We start from the raw sequence: 16091 nt of genomic DNA, 5'->3' as shown, positions 1-16091 counted from the left end.
CGCTGGCGCTGCTCGACGTGGTGGATTCGGTGGTCGCCGTCGAGATCGATCCGGTGCTCGCCGAGCACCTGCCGGTGACGGTCGCGGATCGGGCGCCGGAGCTGGCCGACCGGCTGAAGGTGGTCGAGGCGGACGCGCTGCGGGTCGCCGCCACGGATCTTCCGCTCGTGCCGACCGCGCTGGTGGCGAACCTGCCGTACAACGTGGCGGTGCCCGTCCTGCTCCACCTGCTGGCCGAATTGCCCAGCATCGCAGTCTCTTTGGTGATGGTGCAGGCGGAGGTGGCGGACCGACTCGCGGCTGCTCCCGGCAGCCGCGTCTATGGTGTGCCCAGCGTGAAGGCCGGTTTCTTCGGCACCGTTCGCCGTGCGGGCGCGGTCGGCACCCAGGTCTTCTGGCCGGCCCCGCGGGTCGACTCCGGCCTGGTCCGCGTCGACCGCTACACCGAGCCGCCCTGGCCGATGGACGACGACCACCGCCGCCGCGTCTGGGATGTAGTCGACGCCGCCTTCGCGCAACGCCGCAAAACCCTGCGCGCCGCCCTGTCCACCTGGGCCGGCTCACCCGCCGAAGCCGAACGCCGCCTCGTCGCCGCAGGCATCGCACCCACCGCCCGCGGCGAAACCCTCGACACCGCCGCCTTCGTTCGCCTGGCGGCGCAGGGCTAGATCAGGGGGTCGCCGCGGTATGCGCGCGCGTGAATTCGACGGGCATGGTGCGGAGTCCACGCAGCACCGGGCTGGCGATACGGACGGGCGCGCCGTTCGGCGCCACATCCGGTAGGCGGCGCATGATCTCCTCGATGGCCGCGGTCGCCTCGATGCGGGCCAGCGCGTTGCCGATGCAGTAGTGGATGCCCGAGCCGAACGCGAGGTGGTCGGCGATATTCGGGCGGTCGAGTCGAAATTCGTCCGGGTCGGGCCAGTGGGCGGGGTCGCGGTTGGCCGCGCCGATCAACGGGAGCACGTAGGCCCCGGCGGGAACCATGTTGTCGCCCAACGAGATATCGGTGACGGCTCGGCGCAGCAGTCCTTGGCCAGGGCCGTCGAAGCGGAGGGTTTCCGCGACCATCGCCGCGGCCGCACCGGGGTCCTCCTGGAGTCGCCGCCGCAGGTCCGGCCGGTGGTCAGCGCGTCGTAGCCGGTGCCCGCCATCGGGAGGCTGATCGGATTGCGCGGGCGTCGGCGCACGGTGCGGAAGAAGAACCAGGACATAGCGCTCGCGCCGTGCGAATCCTGTTTTACCACAGAGTGATTCGGTACGGAGTGAACGTCCGGCCGGCAATTCGCTTCCGCGAACCGTCGGCCTCGGTTTGGATGTCGAGTGAGGTAATGAGGCTGAGCCGCCGATATGACTCGGCCTCGCAAATAAGGGCAGGCGCGGGCGGGTGGCCGGTGATTACCATGGCGCGGTGCCTGGGATCGTTGTGGAAGAAGTGGTGGTTCGTCAGCTCGGGGTGGGGGATTTGCCTGCGTGTTTGGATCTTGCCGCGGATCGGGAGTGGCCGCGGGAGGAGACCAAATGGCGGTTGTTGCTGGAACTCGGTGGTGGCTACGGAATCGATGATCCGCATGGCGGTTTGGCGGGCACGGTGTTCCTGACCGAGGTGGCGCCGGGGATCGGCGCGATAGGAATGCTGCTGGTGGCCGGCCGGTATGGCGGTCGCGGTCTTGGCCGTCGATTGATGGAAGCGGCGTTGAGTACTGCCGACTACGCGACCGTGTTTCTGTATGCGACCGAGGCGGGCAGGCCGTTGTATACGAAGCTGGGATTCCGGGTGGTGGATGAGGTCGCTTCGCACACTGGGGTTTTCACCCGAGGCGCGGGCGGTTCGGTGCTGCCGGTCGGCGAAACCGGGGACTGGTCGACGCTGGTGAGGCTGGATCGGCGAGCATTCGGTGCCGACCGGAGCGCGCTGTTGCGGTCGGTGCTGCGGATCGCCGACCGGGTGGTTGTTGCGGAGGGCGGTTACGTGATCGCGTGGCGCACCCTCGGCATGGTGCAGGCGGGTCCGTTGGTCGCGGACTCGCCGGAGACGGCGGCGGCCTTGCTCGATGCGGTGCTGCCGGAAGGGGGTTCGACGCGCGTCGATGTCTGCGGGGGTGCGGTTGCCGAACTCGGCGGTTGGCTGGTCGAGCGCGGATTGACGGCCAAACCGCCCCTGCCCCTCATGGTGCTCGGCGAGGATCTGCCCGGACAGCGGGCGATGCTGCGGTCACCGTTCGCGCAGGCGCTGGGTTGAGCGTCAGATAACGATTGGGGCTCAGCGGCTTTCGCCGTCCGGCGGTCTCCGGTCAGCAGCAGCCGCTGAGGCGTACTGGTCGGTTTGTGTTGCCGCGGAGCCGAATACGCGCGTCATGCACCCCGTCTCGAGAACGTGTTCTAGCAATAAACCCGGCCATGCACATTGTGGATAACTTATCTTTGCCATCTTTGTGGCGGGGGTCACGGCAACTGGGGCGACGTGGATTCGGTTGTGTCTCATATCGATCCGCAGAGCCTGAGATCCGCAGGTCAGCCTGCTGATCCACGGCGTGATCGGGCGCGCGTCCGCGGGCGCGGACGTCAGTGACCGCCACCCTGATGCGGCGCGCCACCGGATGTGGATGAGCCTGTGGATGATTCGACCATAGGTACTTCCATGGTGAACTCGGCGGTGTGTACCGCGCCGCCGTGGGAGAAGTCTAGATACAGCCGATAGGCCCCCGCACTCGGGGCCTGTGCATGGAACGCGACCTCGGGTCCGGCGGGGGAGCGGCCGATCTCGCCCTCCGGATGCACGTGCAGATAGGCGAGGTCGTTGGCGCGCAAAGCGACGAGATGCGCGTAGGCGCCGAGGTACGGTTCGAGGTTGGTCACCGGCGCGCCGTCGCGGGTGATGGTGAATCTCAGTTCGCTGCCGGCGGTGCGGAGATCGCCGGCGGCGGTGACCTGATAGCCGTCCGTCGCCGCGGTTCGTGCGGGCGGCGGAAGTGGTTGCGGTGCCGCGGTTCCGGCGACGGTGACGGTCCGGCTGAGGACCAGTCCGCCGGGTTCGGCGCCCTCGGCCTCCGGCAGGAAGTCGGCGAACACCCGGTAGGTGCCTGGCTGCGCCCACGTCCAATCGATCGACCAGGTGCCCGCCGCGTCCATGGTCGGATGCGCGTGCCGATAGTGCGTGGCGTCGGACCGGACGACGATCAGGTGCAGCTGCTTGTCGTGCTGGGTGCGAAACCGGACGACCGGCGCGCCGTCCGGACCGGTGATCCGAAAGCGCAGGGTACCGGCTTGATTCGGCTCCGTCGGCGCGGACAGGTCGGCGAGGGTGTAGCCGGAGCGACGTTCCGACAGTCCCGGATCCGACCCGGCCGAGCTCGTCGTGCGGTCCGCTGTGCGCCCGGCCGGATCGCCGACCAGGGCGCCGATGCCGAGCGCGGCACCGAACAGCACGACGAGCGCGCCACCGAAGGCGGCGAACTTCAGCCGGTCCTGCATCAGACCGCGACCTCGTAGCCCGCCTCGTCCACGGCGGCCACGATGTCGCTGTCGGCGATCGGCGCCGCGCTGTCGACCGTGACCGCGCCGCTGGCGAGGTCCACGTCGACGCCGGTGACACCGTCGATCTTGCCGATCTCCGTCTTGACGGAGCTCACGCAGTGTCCACAGGTCATCCCCGTGACGGTGTAGGTGGAACTGGGCATCTCCGACTCCTTCGCTCATTGTCCATCATACGGGCCGGGGGTACCCCGACTCGATCGAACATACCCCCAGTGGGTATTGCGCGCAAGGGGCGGGCTCACGCCCGGCTCGCGCGCCACGACCGTACTGCGAGCGTCGCCACGGTGATGAAAACCGCTCCGCCCGCGGTGATCACGATCTGTGGTCGGTCGTAGGTCGCGTCGCCCGCGGACAGATAGATCCCGACATTGATCAACCAGTGCCCGACCGCCGCGACGCGGACCCGTTGCCGAAAATCGCCGGTGGCGAGCGTGCCGAGCAGCGCGGCGAACGCCATGGTCGAGACGAAGAACGCCGCCGCGACCACCGGGCCGGCGCCGAATGCCTGCACGTGCCACAGTGCCCAGGTCGCGCCGGTGACCGCGATCGCCGCGAACCGGCGCATCCGTGATTCCAGCAGCGGTTGCAGCACACCGCGCCACCCGATCTCCTCGCCGGTCGCGCCGATGAGCTGGATCACGAAGAACGCCGCGAAGGGCACGCCGCCGACCGTCGCTGCACCGACGAGGTCGTGCCCCGCCAATGCCGTTGCCCCGGCAATCAATAGCGCGAGAAATAGGCACGCCGCCACGATATAGCCGAGATTCTCCCGGACTTCACGGCCGGAAACCGGTGCCGGAAACAATGGGCCGACGAGCTTGCGACCGGCGAGCCACGTAACGAGCGCGCCGAATGCCGGCGCGAATTGAACCAGCGACAATGCCGCCGGATCGATTCCCGAAACCGGTTGCAGCGCAAGCGTCGCCGCCGAGGCGGACAGGGTGGCGACAACGTAGATCCCGATGAACGCCCAGAAGATTCCGGCAGGCGGCGCCGAAACCCGTTGGGCTGCGTAGTCGAAGGTGGGGGCAGGAGTTTCAGGTCTATCTATCACCAGAAAATCGTCACATCGCGCCCGCATCGCTGCCCTCATGCTTCAGGCCCATTTGTCGCGTCGTGACCTCATACTTCCGGTGCGGCGTCGCTAATTCGCCCGGCCCCAGCCGTACATCGCCAATTCGGCGACCTGCTCCAACTCCGCGCGACTCGCGCCGTCCCTGGCCGCGTGTGACATCCCCTGCATCACCGTCCCGATATAGCGGGCCAGCGTCGGCGCGTCGTCTTTGGCGACGAGGGCGCCCGAATCGATGTCGGCCTGAATGCGTTCGGTGAACAACCCGAGATTCCGGCTGCGTAACTCCCGCAGCAGGTCCGCGACCTCGCCGCTGTTCGTGTTGATGCCCGCGCTGATCACCAGGCAGCCGCGCGGATAGTTCGGCCTGGTGTACTCCGCGGCCGCCTCGCGCAGCGTGCGCCGCATCGCCGCCTCGGCGGTCGGCTCCTCGGCCAGTGCCCGCGCGATGAAATCGCCGTACTTCGCGCCGAAGCTCGCGACGGCCTCCTTGAACAGGGTCGTCTTGTCGCCGAACGCCGCGTAGAGACTCGGCGCGCCGATGCCCATCGCGGTGGTCAGGTCGCCGATCGAGGTGGCCTCGTAGCCGCGCTCCCAGAACAGCCGCAGCGCCTGCTCCAGCGCGGCGTCCCGGTCGAACGAGCGCGGCCTGCCGCGGGTCGTTGGGCTCATGGCAATCATTCTATAGCGATCGCTAGATATTGTGCTAACGTCCCGTTCTGTAGTGATCGCTAGAGAAAGGAATCCCACGATGGGCGCACTGACAGGCAAGACCGCACTGGTGACCGGTGGCAGCCGGGGCATCGGCCGCGGCATCGCCGAACGACTGGGCCGGGACGGTGCGCGGGTGGCGGTGCACTACAACGGGAACGAGCGGGCGGCCGAGGAAGTCGTCGCCGGCATCGAGGCCGCGGGTGGTTCAGCCTTCGCGATCCGCACCGAGCTCGGCGTCCCCGACGACGCCGCGGCACTGTGGGCGGCGTTCGACGCGCACGCCGACGGGGTGGACATCCTGGTCAACAACGCGGGCATCGACGGCATCCGCGAACCGATCGAGGGCACCGACGAGGCCGCCTACGACCGGGTCTTCGCGGTCAACGCCAAGGCCCCGTTCTTCATCACCAAGCTCGGCCTGGACCGGATGCGCGACGGCGGCCGCATCGTCAATCTCTCCACCGGCCTCACCAACGGCGCGCGGATGCCGGAGCTGATCGCGTACACCATGACCAAGGCCGCGCTCGACGCGTTCACGAGCGTGCTGGCCAAGCAGGTCGGCGCGCGCGGGATCACGGTGAACGCGGTGGCCCCTGGCATCATCGACACCGACATGAACGCGGGCTTCCTGAACAACGCCGAGACCGTGGCGATGGTGACCGAGATGTCCCCGCTCAAACAGCTCGGCCGGCCCGCCGAAGTGGCCGATGTGGTCGGCTTCCTCGCCTCCGCCGACGCGCGCTGGGTGACCGGGCAGTGGATCGATGCCACCGGCGGGGGATTGCTGTAACCGGATGATTCACAGACGGTGAAAGGCCGATATCGAGCCGCGCGACGGCCAGGACCACCCGTTAGGCTTGGGCACCGTGCTGTCAGTTGTCCCGAGCCCCATCACCGTGCGCGCGCCGTCGAAGGTGAACCTCCATCTCGGAGTCGGTGACCTGCGCCCCGATGGGTATCACGACCTGACCACGGTGTTTCAGGCGCTCTCGCTCAGCGACGACGTGGAGATCGCCCCGGCGAGCTCGCTGGCCGTGCGGGTGTCCGGCGAAGGCGCCGCGGACGTGCCGACCGACCGCGCCAACCTGGTGTGGCAGGCGGCGGTCCGGCTCGCGCATCAGGCCGGGCGGGCGCCGCTGGTGGAATTCGCGATCGCCAAGGGCATTCCGGTGGCGGGCGGGATGGCCGGCGGCAGCGCGGACGGTGCCGCGGCGCTGGTCGGTCTCAACGAACTGTGGGATCTCGGGCTCACCCGCGACGAGCTCGCCACCGTGGGCGCCGAACTCGGCAGCGACGTGCCGTTCGCGCTGCACGGCGGTACCGCGCTCGGCACCGGGCGGGGCGAACGGCTGCTGCCTGTGCTGTCCCGCAACAGCTTTCACTGGGTGCTCGCGCTGGCCAAGGGAGGATTGTCCACCCCGGCGGTGTTCGCCGAACTCGATCGGCTGCGCGCGAACGGAACTCCGCCGCGGCTCGGCGAACCGCAGCAGCTGATGCAGGCTTTGGCCTCCGGCGACCCGAAACAGCTTGCGCCGCTGCTGGGTAATGACTTGCAGGCGGCGGCGCTGTCGCTGAAACCGGAACTGCGCCGCACGCTGCGCGCCGGGGTCAACGCGGGCGCGCTGGCCGGCCTGGTCTCCGGCTCCGGCCCCACCTGTGCATTCCTCTGTGCGACTGCGGAATCCGCGGTGGCGGTGGCGGCGGAACTGGCGGGGGCGGGCGTCTGCCGCAGCATTCGGACCGCGAGCGGCCCGGTGCCCGGCGCTCGGGTGATCAACAGCGAGGCGCCGGGTAAGCGGTAATCGGTTCAGGCGACGACGTCGGCCAGGCGGTCGACCTGGCCTGCGTCGCTCCCGTAGCAGTAGAGCATCACCTCGTCCGCGCCGAGATCGTCGAATTGCTCGATGGCGGAACGGATTGCGTCGGGCGTGGTGAGCATCCCGTCGAGCATGTAGTCGGCGCGGCCACTGAATTCGTAGTAGCCACCCATCGCGGCGCGGGCCTCGTCGATCAGGTCCTGGTCGCCGAGCACTACGTTGACCTGGGCGACGATGCGCGGCGTGCCGGCGCGGCCGTGATCGGCCCAGGACTTGCGCACGGTGTCGAACAGCCGGTCGGCCCAGGCGGGCGGCGCGGCGGCGAGAAAGCCACCGCCCCAACGACCTACGCGGTCGAGCGCGGCGGGCTGGAAGCCGCCGAAGAGGACCTCGGGGCCGTCTGGCAGCAGCGGCGCGGGGCCGATCGGGCCGCAGTCGGGGCCGTACGGTTGACCGGACCAGACGCGGCGCATGATCGCCAGCTGCTCGTCCAACCGGCGGCCACGGGTGCGCAGGTCGGTGCCGGAGGCGATGTGGTCGTCTGCGCGACCGCCGACGCCGAGGCCGAGCACGAAGCGGCCGCCGGACATCCGGTCCAGGGTCGCGACCTGCTTGGCGAGCAGGGCCGGCTCGCGCAGCGGGGCGAGGAGCACCTCGGTTTGCAGCTTGATCCGGCTGGTCGCGCCGGCCGCGACGGCGAGCGCGACGAGTGGTTCGGGATTGTCGTAGACCAGCCGGTCGAGCAGGCCCAGGGTGGAGAACGGGCCTGCGTCGGCGCGGCGGGCCCAGTCGAGCAGAACGGCAGGGTCGGCGATGGGGAGACCGAGACCGACGTGCATGGGAGAACCTCCATGAGGAATCGAACTGGATGTGTGCCGCCCGCTCACCTCGGCCGAGGCGGGGCTCCCACGCTGCGGCTGTCATTCTGGAGAGCACCTGGTCAACAAACTTCGTTCGTTACGAACGTTGTTCGTCGACATGAATCTAGACGAACGCCGTTCGTTCCGCAAGGGGGCGGCGGAGCGGGCGCGGGCAGCTCAGTACGCTGGCTCAGGGCACGTAACTCGCCCGCCGCTGCAAGAACCGGAAGGATTCATGTCCAACCTGATCAACCTCGAGCAGGTTTCCAAGAGCTTTGGGATCACGCCGCTGCTGGACAACGTGTCGATGGGCGTCCACGCGGGCGAGCGTATCGGCGTCGTCGGTCTGAACGGCGGCGGTAAAACCACTTTGCTCGAGGTGCTCACCGGGCTCGAGCCGCCGGACAGCGGCCGGGTCAGCCGGGTCGGCGGGCTGCGGATCGCCACGGTGACGCAGCGTGGCGTGCTGCCGCCCGGTTCGACCGTCGGCGACGTCGTCCTGGCCGGCCTGGCCGACGACGCGATGACCGAGGATGTCGCCGAACACGAGTGGGCCGCGAACCCGCGCATCCGCTCGGTGATGGAGGGCATCGGGATCGCCGGGCTCGGCCTGGAGACCTCGATCGACAACCTCTCCGGTGGCGAGCGCCGCCGCGTCGCGCTGGCCGCCGCGCTGGTCCGCGACCTCGATCTGCTGGTGCTCGACGAACCCACCAACCACCTCGACGTCGAGGGCGTGCAGTGGCTGGCCCAGCACCTGCTCGGCCGGCGCAGCTCGCTCGTCGTCGTGACCCACGATCGCTGGTTCCTGGACACCGTCGCCACCAACACCTGGGAGGTCGTCGGCGGCAAGGTCGAGACCTACGAGGGCGGCTACGGCGACTGGATCTTCGCCCGCGCCGAGCGCGCCCGGCAGGCCGACGCCTCCGAGGCCCGCCGCGCCAACCTGGCCCGCAAGGAACTCGCCTGGCTGCGCCGTGGCGCGAAGGCCCGCACGTCCAAACCGCGCTACCGGGTGGAGGCCGCCGAGGCGCTGATCGCCGATGTGCCCGCGCCGCGGGACAGCGTCTCGCTGGCCGCGTTCGCGCGAAAGCGCCTGGGGCGGGTCGTGATCGAGCTCGAGGACACCACCCTCACCACCCCGGACGGCCGGGAGCTGGTGCGCGACCTGACCTGGCGGCTCGCGCCGGGCGAGCGGGTCGGCCTGGTCGGGGTGAACGGCTCGGGCAAGACCACCCTGCTGCGCACGCTGGCCGGCGACACCGAACCCGCGGCGGGCAAGCGCATTCAGGGGCAGACGGTGCAGATCGGCTGGCTGCGGCAGGAACTCGACGACCTGCCGACCGATATGCGGGTGCTGGAGGCGGTGCAGCAGGTCGCGCAGCGAATCATGCTCGGCGACAAGGAGATCTCGGCGGGTCAGCTGGCCGAGCGGCTCGGCTTCACCCCGGCTCGCCAGCGCACCCCGGTCGGTGACCTGTCCGGCGGCGAGCGGCGCAGGCTGCAACTGACCCGCATCCTGATGGCCGAGCCGAACGTGCTGCTGCTCGACGAGCCGACCAACGACCTGGACATCGACACCCTGCAGCAGCTGGAAGACCTGCTCGACAACTGGGCGGGCACCCTCGTCGTGATCAGCCACGACCGGTACCTGATCGAGCGCATCTGCGACTCGACCTGGGCGCTGTTCGGCGACGGCAAGCTCACCAACCTGCCCGGCGGCATCGACGAATACCTGAAAAAGCGCGCCGCACAGAGCGATACCGCGCCCCGCCCGGCCGCTGACACCAAGGCCGCGCCGGTCACCGACGCCGCCACCCAGCGTGCCGCGCGCAAGGAACTGGCCAAACTGGAACGGTCCATCGAGAAGTTCGACGAGCGCGAGCGCAAGCTGCACGCCGCGCTGGCCGAGGCCGCGACCGACCCGGACCGGCTGGTCCAGCTCAACACCGAACTCAAGCAGGTCGTCGCGGAAAAGGAAGCCGCGGAAGAACGTTGGATGGAGCTGGCGGACGGGTGAGCGGCCGTCAGTGCCCGGCGGCGCGGTCGTCCTGGATGGCGACCGGCAGGCAGGTCCGGACGAAGTCGGCGCCGAATCCGGTGAGGGACACGCTGCGGTAGATCACCTTGGTGCCGAATCCGGACCGCTTCAGCAGCTCGCGCACCGGTCCCTGCGCCTCCAGCAGCTGGTACCGGTGCGGATTGCCGACCGGTTCGCGCGCGTGCTCGACCAGGCCGAGCCGGCGCAGGTTGGTCAGGTACTGCTGGATCCGGTTCGGGAAGCGCAGCCCGGCGTGCTCGCCGACCAGGGTCAGCATCGAGCCGACCCGTTCCGCGCCGAGCGCGCGCGGGCGTCCGGTGCGGATGTCGATCGAGGGTTGCGGGCCGTCCAGGTGCAGGTAGCGCAGGATGCGTGCCTCGTCCGGGGTCAGCTCGGCCAGCATGCCCGCGAAGGCCGGGTGGTTGTCGTCGTCCCCGTGCGTGCTCGCCGACAACCGCAGCAGCGCCGCGCCCTGCTCGCGCAGCGTGGGAACGGCTTGCGCGGCAGGCTCATTCGGCGCCTCGGGGAAGCCGAGCGCCCGGCGCAACCGATCGCGCACCTCGGACTCGGCCTCCGCCAGCACTTCTCGCGGCGGCACGCCCTGAACGCTGCGTTGCACGACCGTCGAGGTGACCCCGACCGCCGTACCCAGACTCCACGCGGTCATGCCGGTCACCGCGGTCCAGGCGACCCTGGCCACACCGGTGGCCGCGCGCACGCCCGCGACGGGATACGGCACCCGGGAAGGGGATTCGTCCCGCGCGACGATTCGGCTACCGGACCGTCGAGCGATCTCCGTCGACGGCACCACCTCTTCGGCGGTGTGATCGACGTCCCCGGCATCGTCGCCGGGGCCGGATTTCGCTACAGCCATGTGGTCGCCACTCCTGTTCCGAAAATCAGAATATGAGCGTATCCGGCGAAGAGCCCCAGCACGCCGCCATGGAGAAAAAGCAGCCACTCGTCTTGCTTGATGGCCGAGCGCAGCATGTCGACGAAGTCCGGCGGCTTCAGTGCCGCCATCTGTTTGGCGATGTAGGTGTTGATCTGTCGGCCCTGGCGGACGTTGAACTCCGGGTCGGCGAAGGCGATCGGGGCGATCGCCATGGCCTCGGCGGTGAAGGTGTCCTGCAACGTGTCGTAGTCGCGGCTGCCGAGCATGAACTTGACGGCGGGCCGGGCTGGGCCGAGCGCGCGGTCGGCGGCCGGGCGCAGGGTGTCCTCCAGCATCTGGATGGTGCGGTCCGAGCGCGGGCCGTTGAGCAGCTCGTCGCCGATATTGGCCACGGTCAGCACCTGGCTCGACACCAATTCGGCGTAGCCGTCGGTGATTTCGGACTGGCGTTTGATCAGCAGCCCCTGCCGCCATGGGCACCACCACTTCGGATAGGCGGGCGCGAAGATCATATTGATGCCGACCCAGTTGACCACCCAGCCGATCACCACGCCGCCGATCGGCAGCACGACCAGCGTGGACCAGCCGGTGAGATGCAGGATGGCTACCAGTACCACGCCCATCGGGGCGCCGAAGTAGAAGCCGAAATTGATCATGAACCGCAACTCTTTGGCGCCGAGGACTTGGAACAGCGTGTTGAGCAGTTGCGGCCTGCCCTGGAAGTAGCGAATCACCATCTGCTTCACATCGAGCAGTTGATCAATATTCGCGCCTAATTCATCGGTCAGCTCGCGCAGAATATCCGGCAGTTGCTGGCGAACTCGAGCCTGTACCATGTCGCGAACTTGGCTCGGCAGGTTGTACCAGAGCTGTGGATGTTCGCGCTTGAGAATATCTTCGACGATGGTCTGGATCTGTTCGTCGGCGATGCTGGCGAGATGTTCGGCGAGCTTGTCCGGCTCGAGCTCGCGGTAGAAATCGGCGACGCTGCCCAGTTTGGCCAGGCCCTTGTCCACCGCGATGCTGGCCATCTTGTCCGCGCGCGAGGGGACGATGCCCTGCCAGCCGAATCTGCCGTCGTAACTCAGTAGCGGCAACACCTGAATTCTTTTGGGCAGGAAGGGATACAGCGCGCGAAGTCCAGGTAGTCGGAAGCCGTGGAAGGCAATCGGCTGGAACAGCATGAGCACGCCGGTCCAGTTGGTGATGTAGCCGATGATTCCCGTGAAAAGTGGGATAGTCAGAAGCTCTAGCAGGATTGTCGGGTGGACACCGAACACACTCTCTAACACGACACCCTCCTGCCGACGCACCGGTGACCGCCGCCTCACCGGAACATCAAAGTAGCACCCTGTCGGCACCGGGACCTTATTGTGCGGAGAAGAGACGGGTCCACCTCGAGTGCGCGGTGCCACACTGCCGCCCGCCGAGATATCGGTCACAGTGTTTGTGCGCAATGCCGCATCGACGCGGGGCGACCGCGACAATGACCAGCGACACAGGGGGAAGTAATCTGTGGGGCGGGATTCGTTCACCTGGCGATATCGGAGTATGACGTGGCAGACGACAGGGCCGGACAGGACCTCACCCGAGCCGGTTCCCGCGCGGTTGAGCGCAGCTCGGATGTCGAACAGCGGCAGATCAGCAACGAAGCTCGGCTGATTCGCGGCGTATTTCGCGCGGCCGGGGTCGCGGCGGGCAGCGTGGTGCGCGGCGGGCAGTGGGCGGTCGGCACCACCTTCGAGGTCACCAAGGAGATCACCCAGGCCGCGCTGGACGGCGAGTCGTCCGCCGATATCGCCGAGCGGACCGGAAATGCGTTGCGCTCCATAGCTCGTAGCGCACTCGGCGTCACCGAGGGGTCGGTGCGCGAGATCGTCAGTTACGTGCCGACGCCGAACGGGCCCGGCAACAACAGCGGCGCACAGCAGCAGGCGCTGGCGGTCGGTTCTTACCTTCGGTCGGCGAGCATCGACGAGCTCCGCCGGCGCGGCGACGCGTTGCTCGCTCGTTCCGCCGACGTCTATTTCACCGAGGACGTGCATCCCGCCTACGACCGCATCCTCGACGAACTGGCCCCCGACGAGGCGCGCATCCTGCGCTTCATGGCGCAGAACGGTCCGCAACCCTCGGTCGACGTGCGCACCAACCGCCCGCTGGGCATCGGCTCCGAACTGGTCCAGGGCGATCTGACCTCGGTGCCCGAACAGGCCGGCGTCCGCTACCCGGACCGGTCGCGTCCGTACCTGATCAACCTCGGCAGGCTCGGGCTGACGCTGGTCTCCGACGATCCGGTCGTACTGAGCCGGTACATGGTGCTCGAGGTGCAGCCGGTCGTCGAGGCCGCACTGAAGAAGGCAGGCCGCGCGCCGAAGATCGTGCGCAAAAGCCTGCGCCTGACCGAGTTCGGCGAGGACTTCTGCCGCACCTGCTTCACCATCGGGAATTAGCCCGACCGCCGGTTCCAGAACTTACCCAGGTCAGGTGCGTCTATTCGAGGGCGCCGGCTCACCGATCGGCTGACACGGAGGGTGCAAATCTCCCAAATCGTGAAGTCGGCGGGCTTCGGATGGGATTGTTAAGTATGGAGCAGGGAACCGGCGGGCAGGAGCGCGGCGACCCGAGTGCGGGTGGCGGGCAGGAACGCGGCACCCCGAGCATCGACATCGGCCGGATGGAGCGCGGCGACACCGGGACGGACGAACAGCAGCGCCGGGAAGGCAGACCACGCGGTGACGAGCGCAAGCTCGACGACGTCACCGCGATCAGCAGACTGAAGTTCCGCTACCTCCGCTGCCTCGACACGAAATCCTGGGATGAGTTCGCGGACACCATGATTCCCGAGGCAACCGCCACCTACAGCGAATACCTCCAGTTCGAATCGCGCGACGCGTTCCTCGCGTTCATGCGCAACACCCTCGGCCCGCACGTCATCACCGAGCACCGCTGCGACCACCCGGAGATCGATGTCGACGGCGACGCCGCGACCGGCACCTGGTACCTCGCCGACACCGTGCTCATTCCCGGCCACAACATGCTGCTGCGCGGCGCGGCCTTCTACTCCGACGAATACGTGCGCTGCGACGACGGCCGCTGGCGCATCTCGCACACCGGCTACGAACGCACCTACGAGGTGGTGCTCTCCTTGAGCGACCTGCCGAGCCTGCGCCTGACCTCCAGCCGCTGGGGCCTGATCTCCCGGGAAGACGGCGTCATCTCCTCGGTCGAACGCGACCCCGGCGCCGCGCCCGTCCGGCGCGAACCGGAAGCAGGCTGACCCCGGCCCCGGTCAATCGGCGGTGGCGACCAGTGGCTCCAGGGTCAGCCCTGGGTGTTCCTTTTCGATGTACTGCAGCCGCCACTTGTCGCTGAACAGGGCGAGCAGGATGCCGTCGCTGCGGGTGAAGACCTCGACGCCGCGCTGCTTGCCGAGCTCGTCGGCCGATGCGGCATCGGTGCGGCGGGCCAGTGTGTAGGGCAGGTTGTCCAGCTTGGTCTCTACGTTGAATTCGGTCAGCATGCGGGCGGTGACCACCTCGAACTGCATCGGCCCGACGGCCGCCAGCACGGGTGACGCGTCGCCGCGGATGTCGTTGCGCAGCACCTGCACAACGCCCTCGGAGTCCAGCTGATCGATGGCCTTGCGGAACTGCTTGTACTTGCCCGCGCTCTCGGCGCGCAGCACCGCGAAGTGCTCCGGCGCGAACGACGGGATCGGCGGGAACTCCACCTTCTTGTCCACGAACAGCGTGTGGCCCGGCGCCAGCGCCGTCGCGTTCACCAGGCCGACCACGTCGCCGGGGTAGGCGGTGTCGACGGTGTTGCGTTCCCGGCCGAACACGGTCAGCGCGTACTTCGTCGCGAACGGGCGACCGGTCTGCGCGTGCGTCACGACCATGCCGCGCTCGAACTCGCCGGACACGATCCGCATGAACGCCAGCCGGTCCCGGTGCGCGGCATCCATGCCCGCCTGCACCTTGAACACGACCGCGCTGAACGGCTCGGTGATCTCGCGCGCCCCGCCGTTGACGTCGGGGCGCGGGCCGGGCGGCGGCGCCAGCGAGACCAGCGCCTCCAGCAGTTGCCGCACGCCGAAGTTCAGCATCGCCGAGGCGTAGATGACCGGCGAGGTCTGCCCGGCGAGGAACATCTCCTGGTCGTGGTCCTGCCCGGTGGCCGAGAGCAGCTCGCTCTCCTCGACCGCGGTGGTCCACGGCTCGCCCTCGCGCGCCTCGGCCTGCGCCGGGGTCAGCGATTCCTCCGGCGCGATGGTCGCGCCGCCCGCGGTGCGGGTGAAGTGGATGTATTCGAGCGGAGCGCCCTCCGCGCCGCGGCGAAGCAGCCCGCGGAAGTCGCCCGCGATGCCGACCGGCAGGAACAGCGGGGTCGGGGTGAGGCCGATCCGCTCGCTGATTTCGTCCAGCAGTTCCAGCGGCGCCTGGCCGGGCCGGTCCCACTTGTTGATCACGGTGATCACCGGGATGCCGCGGTGCCTGCACACCTGGAACAGCTTGAGCGTCTGCGGCTCCAAGCCCTTCGCGGCGTCGATCAGCATCACCGCGGCGTCGACGGCGGTGAGCACCCGGTAGGTGTCCTCGGAGAAATCGGAGTGGCCGGGCGTATCGACGAGGTTGATCACGCTGTCCACGTCCGAGCCCTCGGCGCGGTAATTGAACTGCAGCGCGGTCGAACTGACCGAGATGCCGCGCGCCTTCTCCATCTCCATCCAGTCCGAGACGGTGGAGCGGCGGCCCGCCTTGCCGTGGATCGCGCCCGCCTCGGAGATCATCCTGGCGTGCAGCGCGAGCGCTTCGGTGAGCGTCGACTTGCCGGCGTCGGGGTGCGAGATCACCGCGAACGTGCGCCGTCGGGAAACCTCGGCGGGAAGTCCCTCAGGGGAGGCGGTCAACGGAACAACCTTTCACAGACGACCGATCGGCAACCTGTCTAATCTACGCGATGCGCATGGCCCCGACACGACCTGTGTCCGACCACCCGATTCCAACTGGGCATAACCCTTGCGGTATGGTGTTCGGGTTGTCTCGGCGAGGGTGACCGCAGACCTTGATTTTGCGTTCACCGTGATCGACGCGGCTCGGCTTCCGGCCGTCCCCGTTGGTTCTTTCGTCGGACGAGTAGACCAATCAGCCAGGGC

Annotated in this window: 15 protein-coding genes and 1 pseudogene; 7 read left to right on the top strand and 9 right to left on the bottom strand. The window is 68.5% G+C overall.

The window, feature by feature from the left end; genetic code table 11:
• Positions 1–668 (top strand): ribosomal RNA small subunit methyltransferase A (locus ACFQ9K_RS26975; RefSeq protein WP_378983734.1); only part of this gene is annotated, 668 nt, incomplete at its 5' end.
• Between the two features lies 1 nt (position 669).
• On the opposite strand, the gene ACFQ9K_RS26970 is transcribed toward ACFQ9K_RS26975, so the two are convergent.
• Positions 670–1071 (bottom strand): cytochrome P450, encoded by a 402-nt coding sequence (locus tag ACFQ9K_RS26970; RefSeq protein WP_378713718.1) that lies wholly within the window; start codon positions 1069–1071, stop codon positions 670–672.
• 340 nt (positions 1072–1411) lie between these two features.
• Here ACFQ9K_RS26970 and ACFQ9K_RS26965 point away from each other — a divergent pair, with 340 nt between their 5' ends.
• A complete protein-coding gene (locus ACFQ9K_RS26965) occupies positions 1412–2242 on the top strand; it encodes a GNAT family N-acetyltransferase (protein WP_378713720.1) in 831 nt (276 codons plus the stop codon).
• 323 nt (positions 2243–2565) lie between these two features.
• Here ACFQ9K_RS26965 and ACFQ9K_RS26960 read toward each other — a convergent pair whose 3' ends face one another.
• The 4 genes from ACFQ9K_RS26960 to ACFQ9K_RS26945 form a co-directional block, all read right to left on the bottom strand.
• Positions 2566–3474, bottom strand: a complete 909-nt coding sequence (locus ACFQ9K_RS26960; protein ID WP_378713722.1) for a hypothetical protein — start codon at positions 3472–3474, stop codon at positions 2566–2568.
• The gene (locus tag ACFQ9K_RS26955) at positions 3474–3680 is read right to left on the bottom strand and encodes a heavy-metal-associated domain-containing protein (RefSeq protein ID WP_378713724.1); all 207 of its coding nucleotides are present in this window, start codon (positions 3678–3680) and stop codon (positions 3474–3476) included. The genes ACFQ9K_RS26960 and ACFQ9K_RS26955 overlap by 1 nt, the downstream gene beginning before the upstream one ends.
• Positions 3681–3775: 95 nt before the next feature.
• Entirely contained in the window at positions 3776–4591 is an 816-nt protein-coding gene (locus ACFQ9K_RS26950; RefSeq protein WP_378713727.1) for a CPBP family intramembrane glutamic endopeptidase, read from the bottom strand.
• Positions 4592–4681: 90 nt separating this feature from the next.
• Positions 4682–5281: a TetR/AcrR family transcriptional regulator gene (locus tag ACFQ9K_RS26945; protein ID WP_378713728.1), complete on the bottom strand. Its 600-nt coding sequence runs from the start codon at positions 5279–5281 to the stop codon at positions 4682–4684.
• Between the two features lie 79 nt (positions 5282–5360).
• Between ACFQ9K_RS26945 and ACFQ9K_RS26940 the strand changes: the two genes are divergently transcribed.
• Entirely contained in the window at positions 5361–6113 is a 753-nt protein-coding gene (locus ACFQ9K_RS26940) for an SDR family oxidoreductase (RefSeq protein ID WP_378713730.1), read from the top strand.
• A gap of 76 nt (positions 6114–6189) precedes the next feature.
• Positions 6190–7125 (top strand): 4-(cytidine 5'-diphospho)-2-C-methyl-D-erythritol kinase, encoded by a 936-nt coding sequence (locus ACFQ9K_RS26935; protein WP_378713732.1) that lies wholly within the window; start codon positions 6190–6192, stop codon positions 7123–7125.
• A gap of 5 nt (positions 7126–7130) precedes the next feature.
• Here ACFQ9K_RS26935 and ACFQ9K_RS26930 read toward each other — a convergent pair whose 3' ends face one another.
• A complete protein-coding gene (locus tag ACFQ9K_RS26930; RefSeq protein WP_378713734.1) occupies positions 7131–7979 on the bottom strand; it encodes an LLM class flavin-dependent oxidoreductase in 849 nt (282 codons plus the stop codon).
• Positions 7980–8235: 256 nt separating this feature from the next.
• Here ACFQ9K_RS26930 and ACFQ9K_RS26925 point away from each other — a divergent pair, with 256 nt between their 5' ends.
• On the top strand, positions 8236–10020 hold the full coding sequence (locus tag ACFQ9K_RS26925) for an ABC-F family ATP-binding cassette domain-containing protein (protein WP_378713736.1): 1785 nt from the start codon (positions 8236–8238) through the stop codon (positions 10018–10020).
• A 7-nt stretch (positions 10021–10027) separates the two neighbouring features.
• Here ACFQ9K_RS26925 and ACFQ9K_RS26920 read toward each other — a convergent pair whose 3' ends face one another.
• Together ACFQ9K_RS26920 and ACFQ9K_RS26915 are read right to left on the bottom strand one after the other, a co-directional pair.
• Positions 10028–10915: an Abi-alpha family protein gene (locus ACFQ9K_RS26920; RefSeq protein ID WP_378713737.1), complete on the bottom strand. Its 888-nt coding sequence runs from the start codon at positions 10913–10915 to the stop codon at positions 10028–10030.
• Positions 10906–12228, bottom strand: a complete 1323-nt coding sequence (locus ACFQ9K_RS26915) for a hypothetical protein (RefSeq protein WP_191093988.1) — start codon at positions 12226–12228, stop codon at positions 10906–10908. Before ACFQ9K_RS26915 ends, ACFQ9K_RS26920 begins: the two co-directional genes overlap by 10 nt.
• Before the next feature lie 264 nt (positions 12229–12492).
• Between ACFQ9K_RS26915 and ACFQ9K_RS26910 the strand changes: the two genes are divergently transcribed.
• Positions 12493–13386 carry an Abi-alpha family protein gene (locus tag ACFQ9K_RS26910; RefSeq protein WP_378713739.1) on the top strand — a complete coding sequence of 298 codons (894 nt, stop codon included), beginning with the start codon at positions 12493–12495 and terminating at the stop codon, positions 13384–13386.
• A 299-nt stretch (positions 13387–13685) separates the two neighbouring features.
• Positions 13686–14213, top strand: a pseudogene (locus ACFQ9K_RS26905) (nuclear transport factor 2 family protein); the annotation flags it as partial.
• 12 nt (positions 14214–14225) lie between these two features.
• On the opposite strand, the gene ACFQ9K_RS26900 reads toward ACFQ9K_RS26905, so the two are convergent.
• A complete protein-coding gene (locus ACFQ9K_RS26900) occupies positions 14226–15845 on the bottom strand; it encodes a peptide chain release factor 3 (protein WP_378713741.1) in 1620 nt (539 codons plus the stop codon).
• Between the last annotated feature and the right edge of the window lie 246 nt (positions 15846–16091).

This window comes from Nocardia sp. NPDC056564 (genome assembly GCF_042793755.1).
Taxonomy (GTDB): Bacteria; Actinomycetota; Actinomycetes; order Mycobacteriales; family Mycobacteriaceae; genus Nocardia.
This window is presented reverse-complemented; position numbering and strand designations above follow the sequence as displayed.

What these genes read in the sequence shown, in the direction of transcription:
- ACFQ9K_RS26970 (WP_378713718.1), bottom strand. Translation starts at nt 1,071, where the DNA reads ATGGTCGCGGAAACCCTCCGCTTCGACGGCCCTGGCCAAGGACTGCTG.
- ACFQ9K_RS26960 (WP_378713722.1), bottom strand. Translation starts at nt 3,474, where the DNA reads ATGCAGGACCGGCTGAAGTTCGCCGCCTTCGGTGGCGCGCTCGTCGTG.
- ACFQ9K_RS26955 (WP_378713724.1), bottom strand. Translation starts at nt 3,680, where the DNA reads ATGCCCAGTTCCACCTACACCGTCACGGGGATGACCTGTGGACACTGC.
- ACFQ9K_RS26945 (WP_378713728.1), bottom strand. Translation starts at nt 5,281, where the DNA reads ATGAGCCCAACGACCCGCGGCAGGCCGCGCTCGTTCGACCGGGACGCC.
- ACFQ9K_RS26940 (WP_378713730.1), top strand. Translation starts at nt 5,361, where the DNA reads ATGGGCGCACTGACAGGCAAGACCGCACTGGTGACCGGTGGCAGCCGG.
- ACFQ9K_RS26930 (WP_378713734.1), bottom strand. Translation starts at nt 7,979, where the DNA reads ATGCACGTCGGTCTCGGTCTCCCCATCGCCGACCCTGCCGTTCTGCTC.
- ACFQ9K_RS26925 (WP_378713736.1), top strand. Translation starts at nt 8,236, where the DNA reads ATGTCCAACCTGATCAACCTCGAGCAGGTTTCCAAGAGCTTTGGGATC.
- ACFQ9K_RS26920 (WP_378713737.1), bottom strand. Translation starts at nt 10,915, where the DNA reads ATGGCTGTAGCGAAATCCGGCCCCGGCGACGATGCCGGGGACGTCGAT.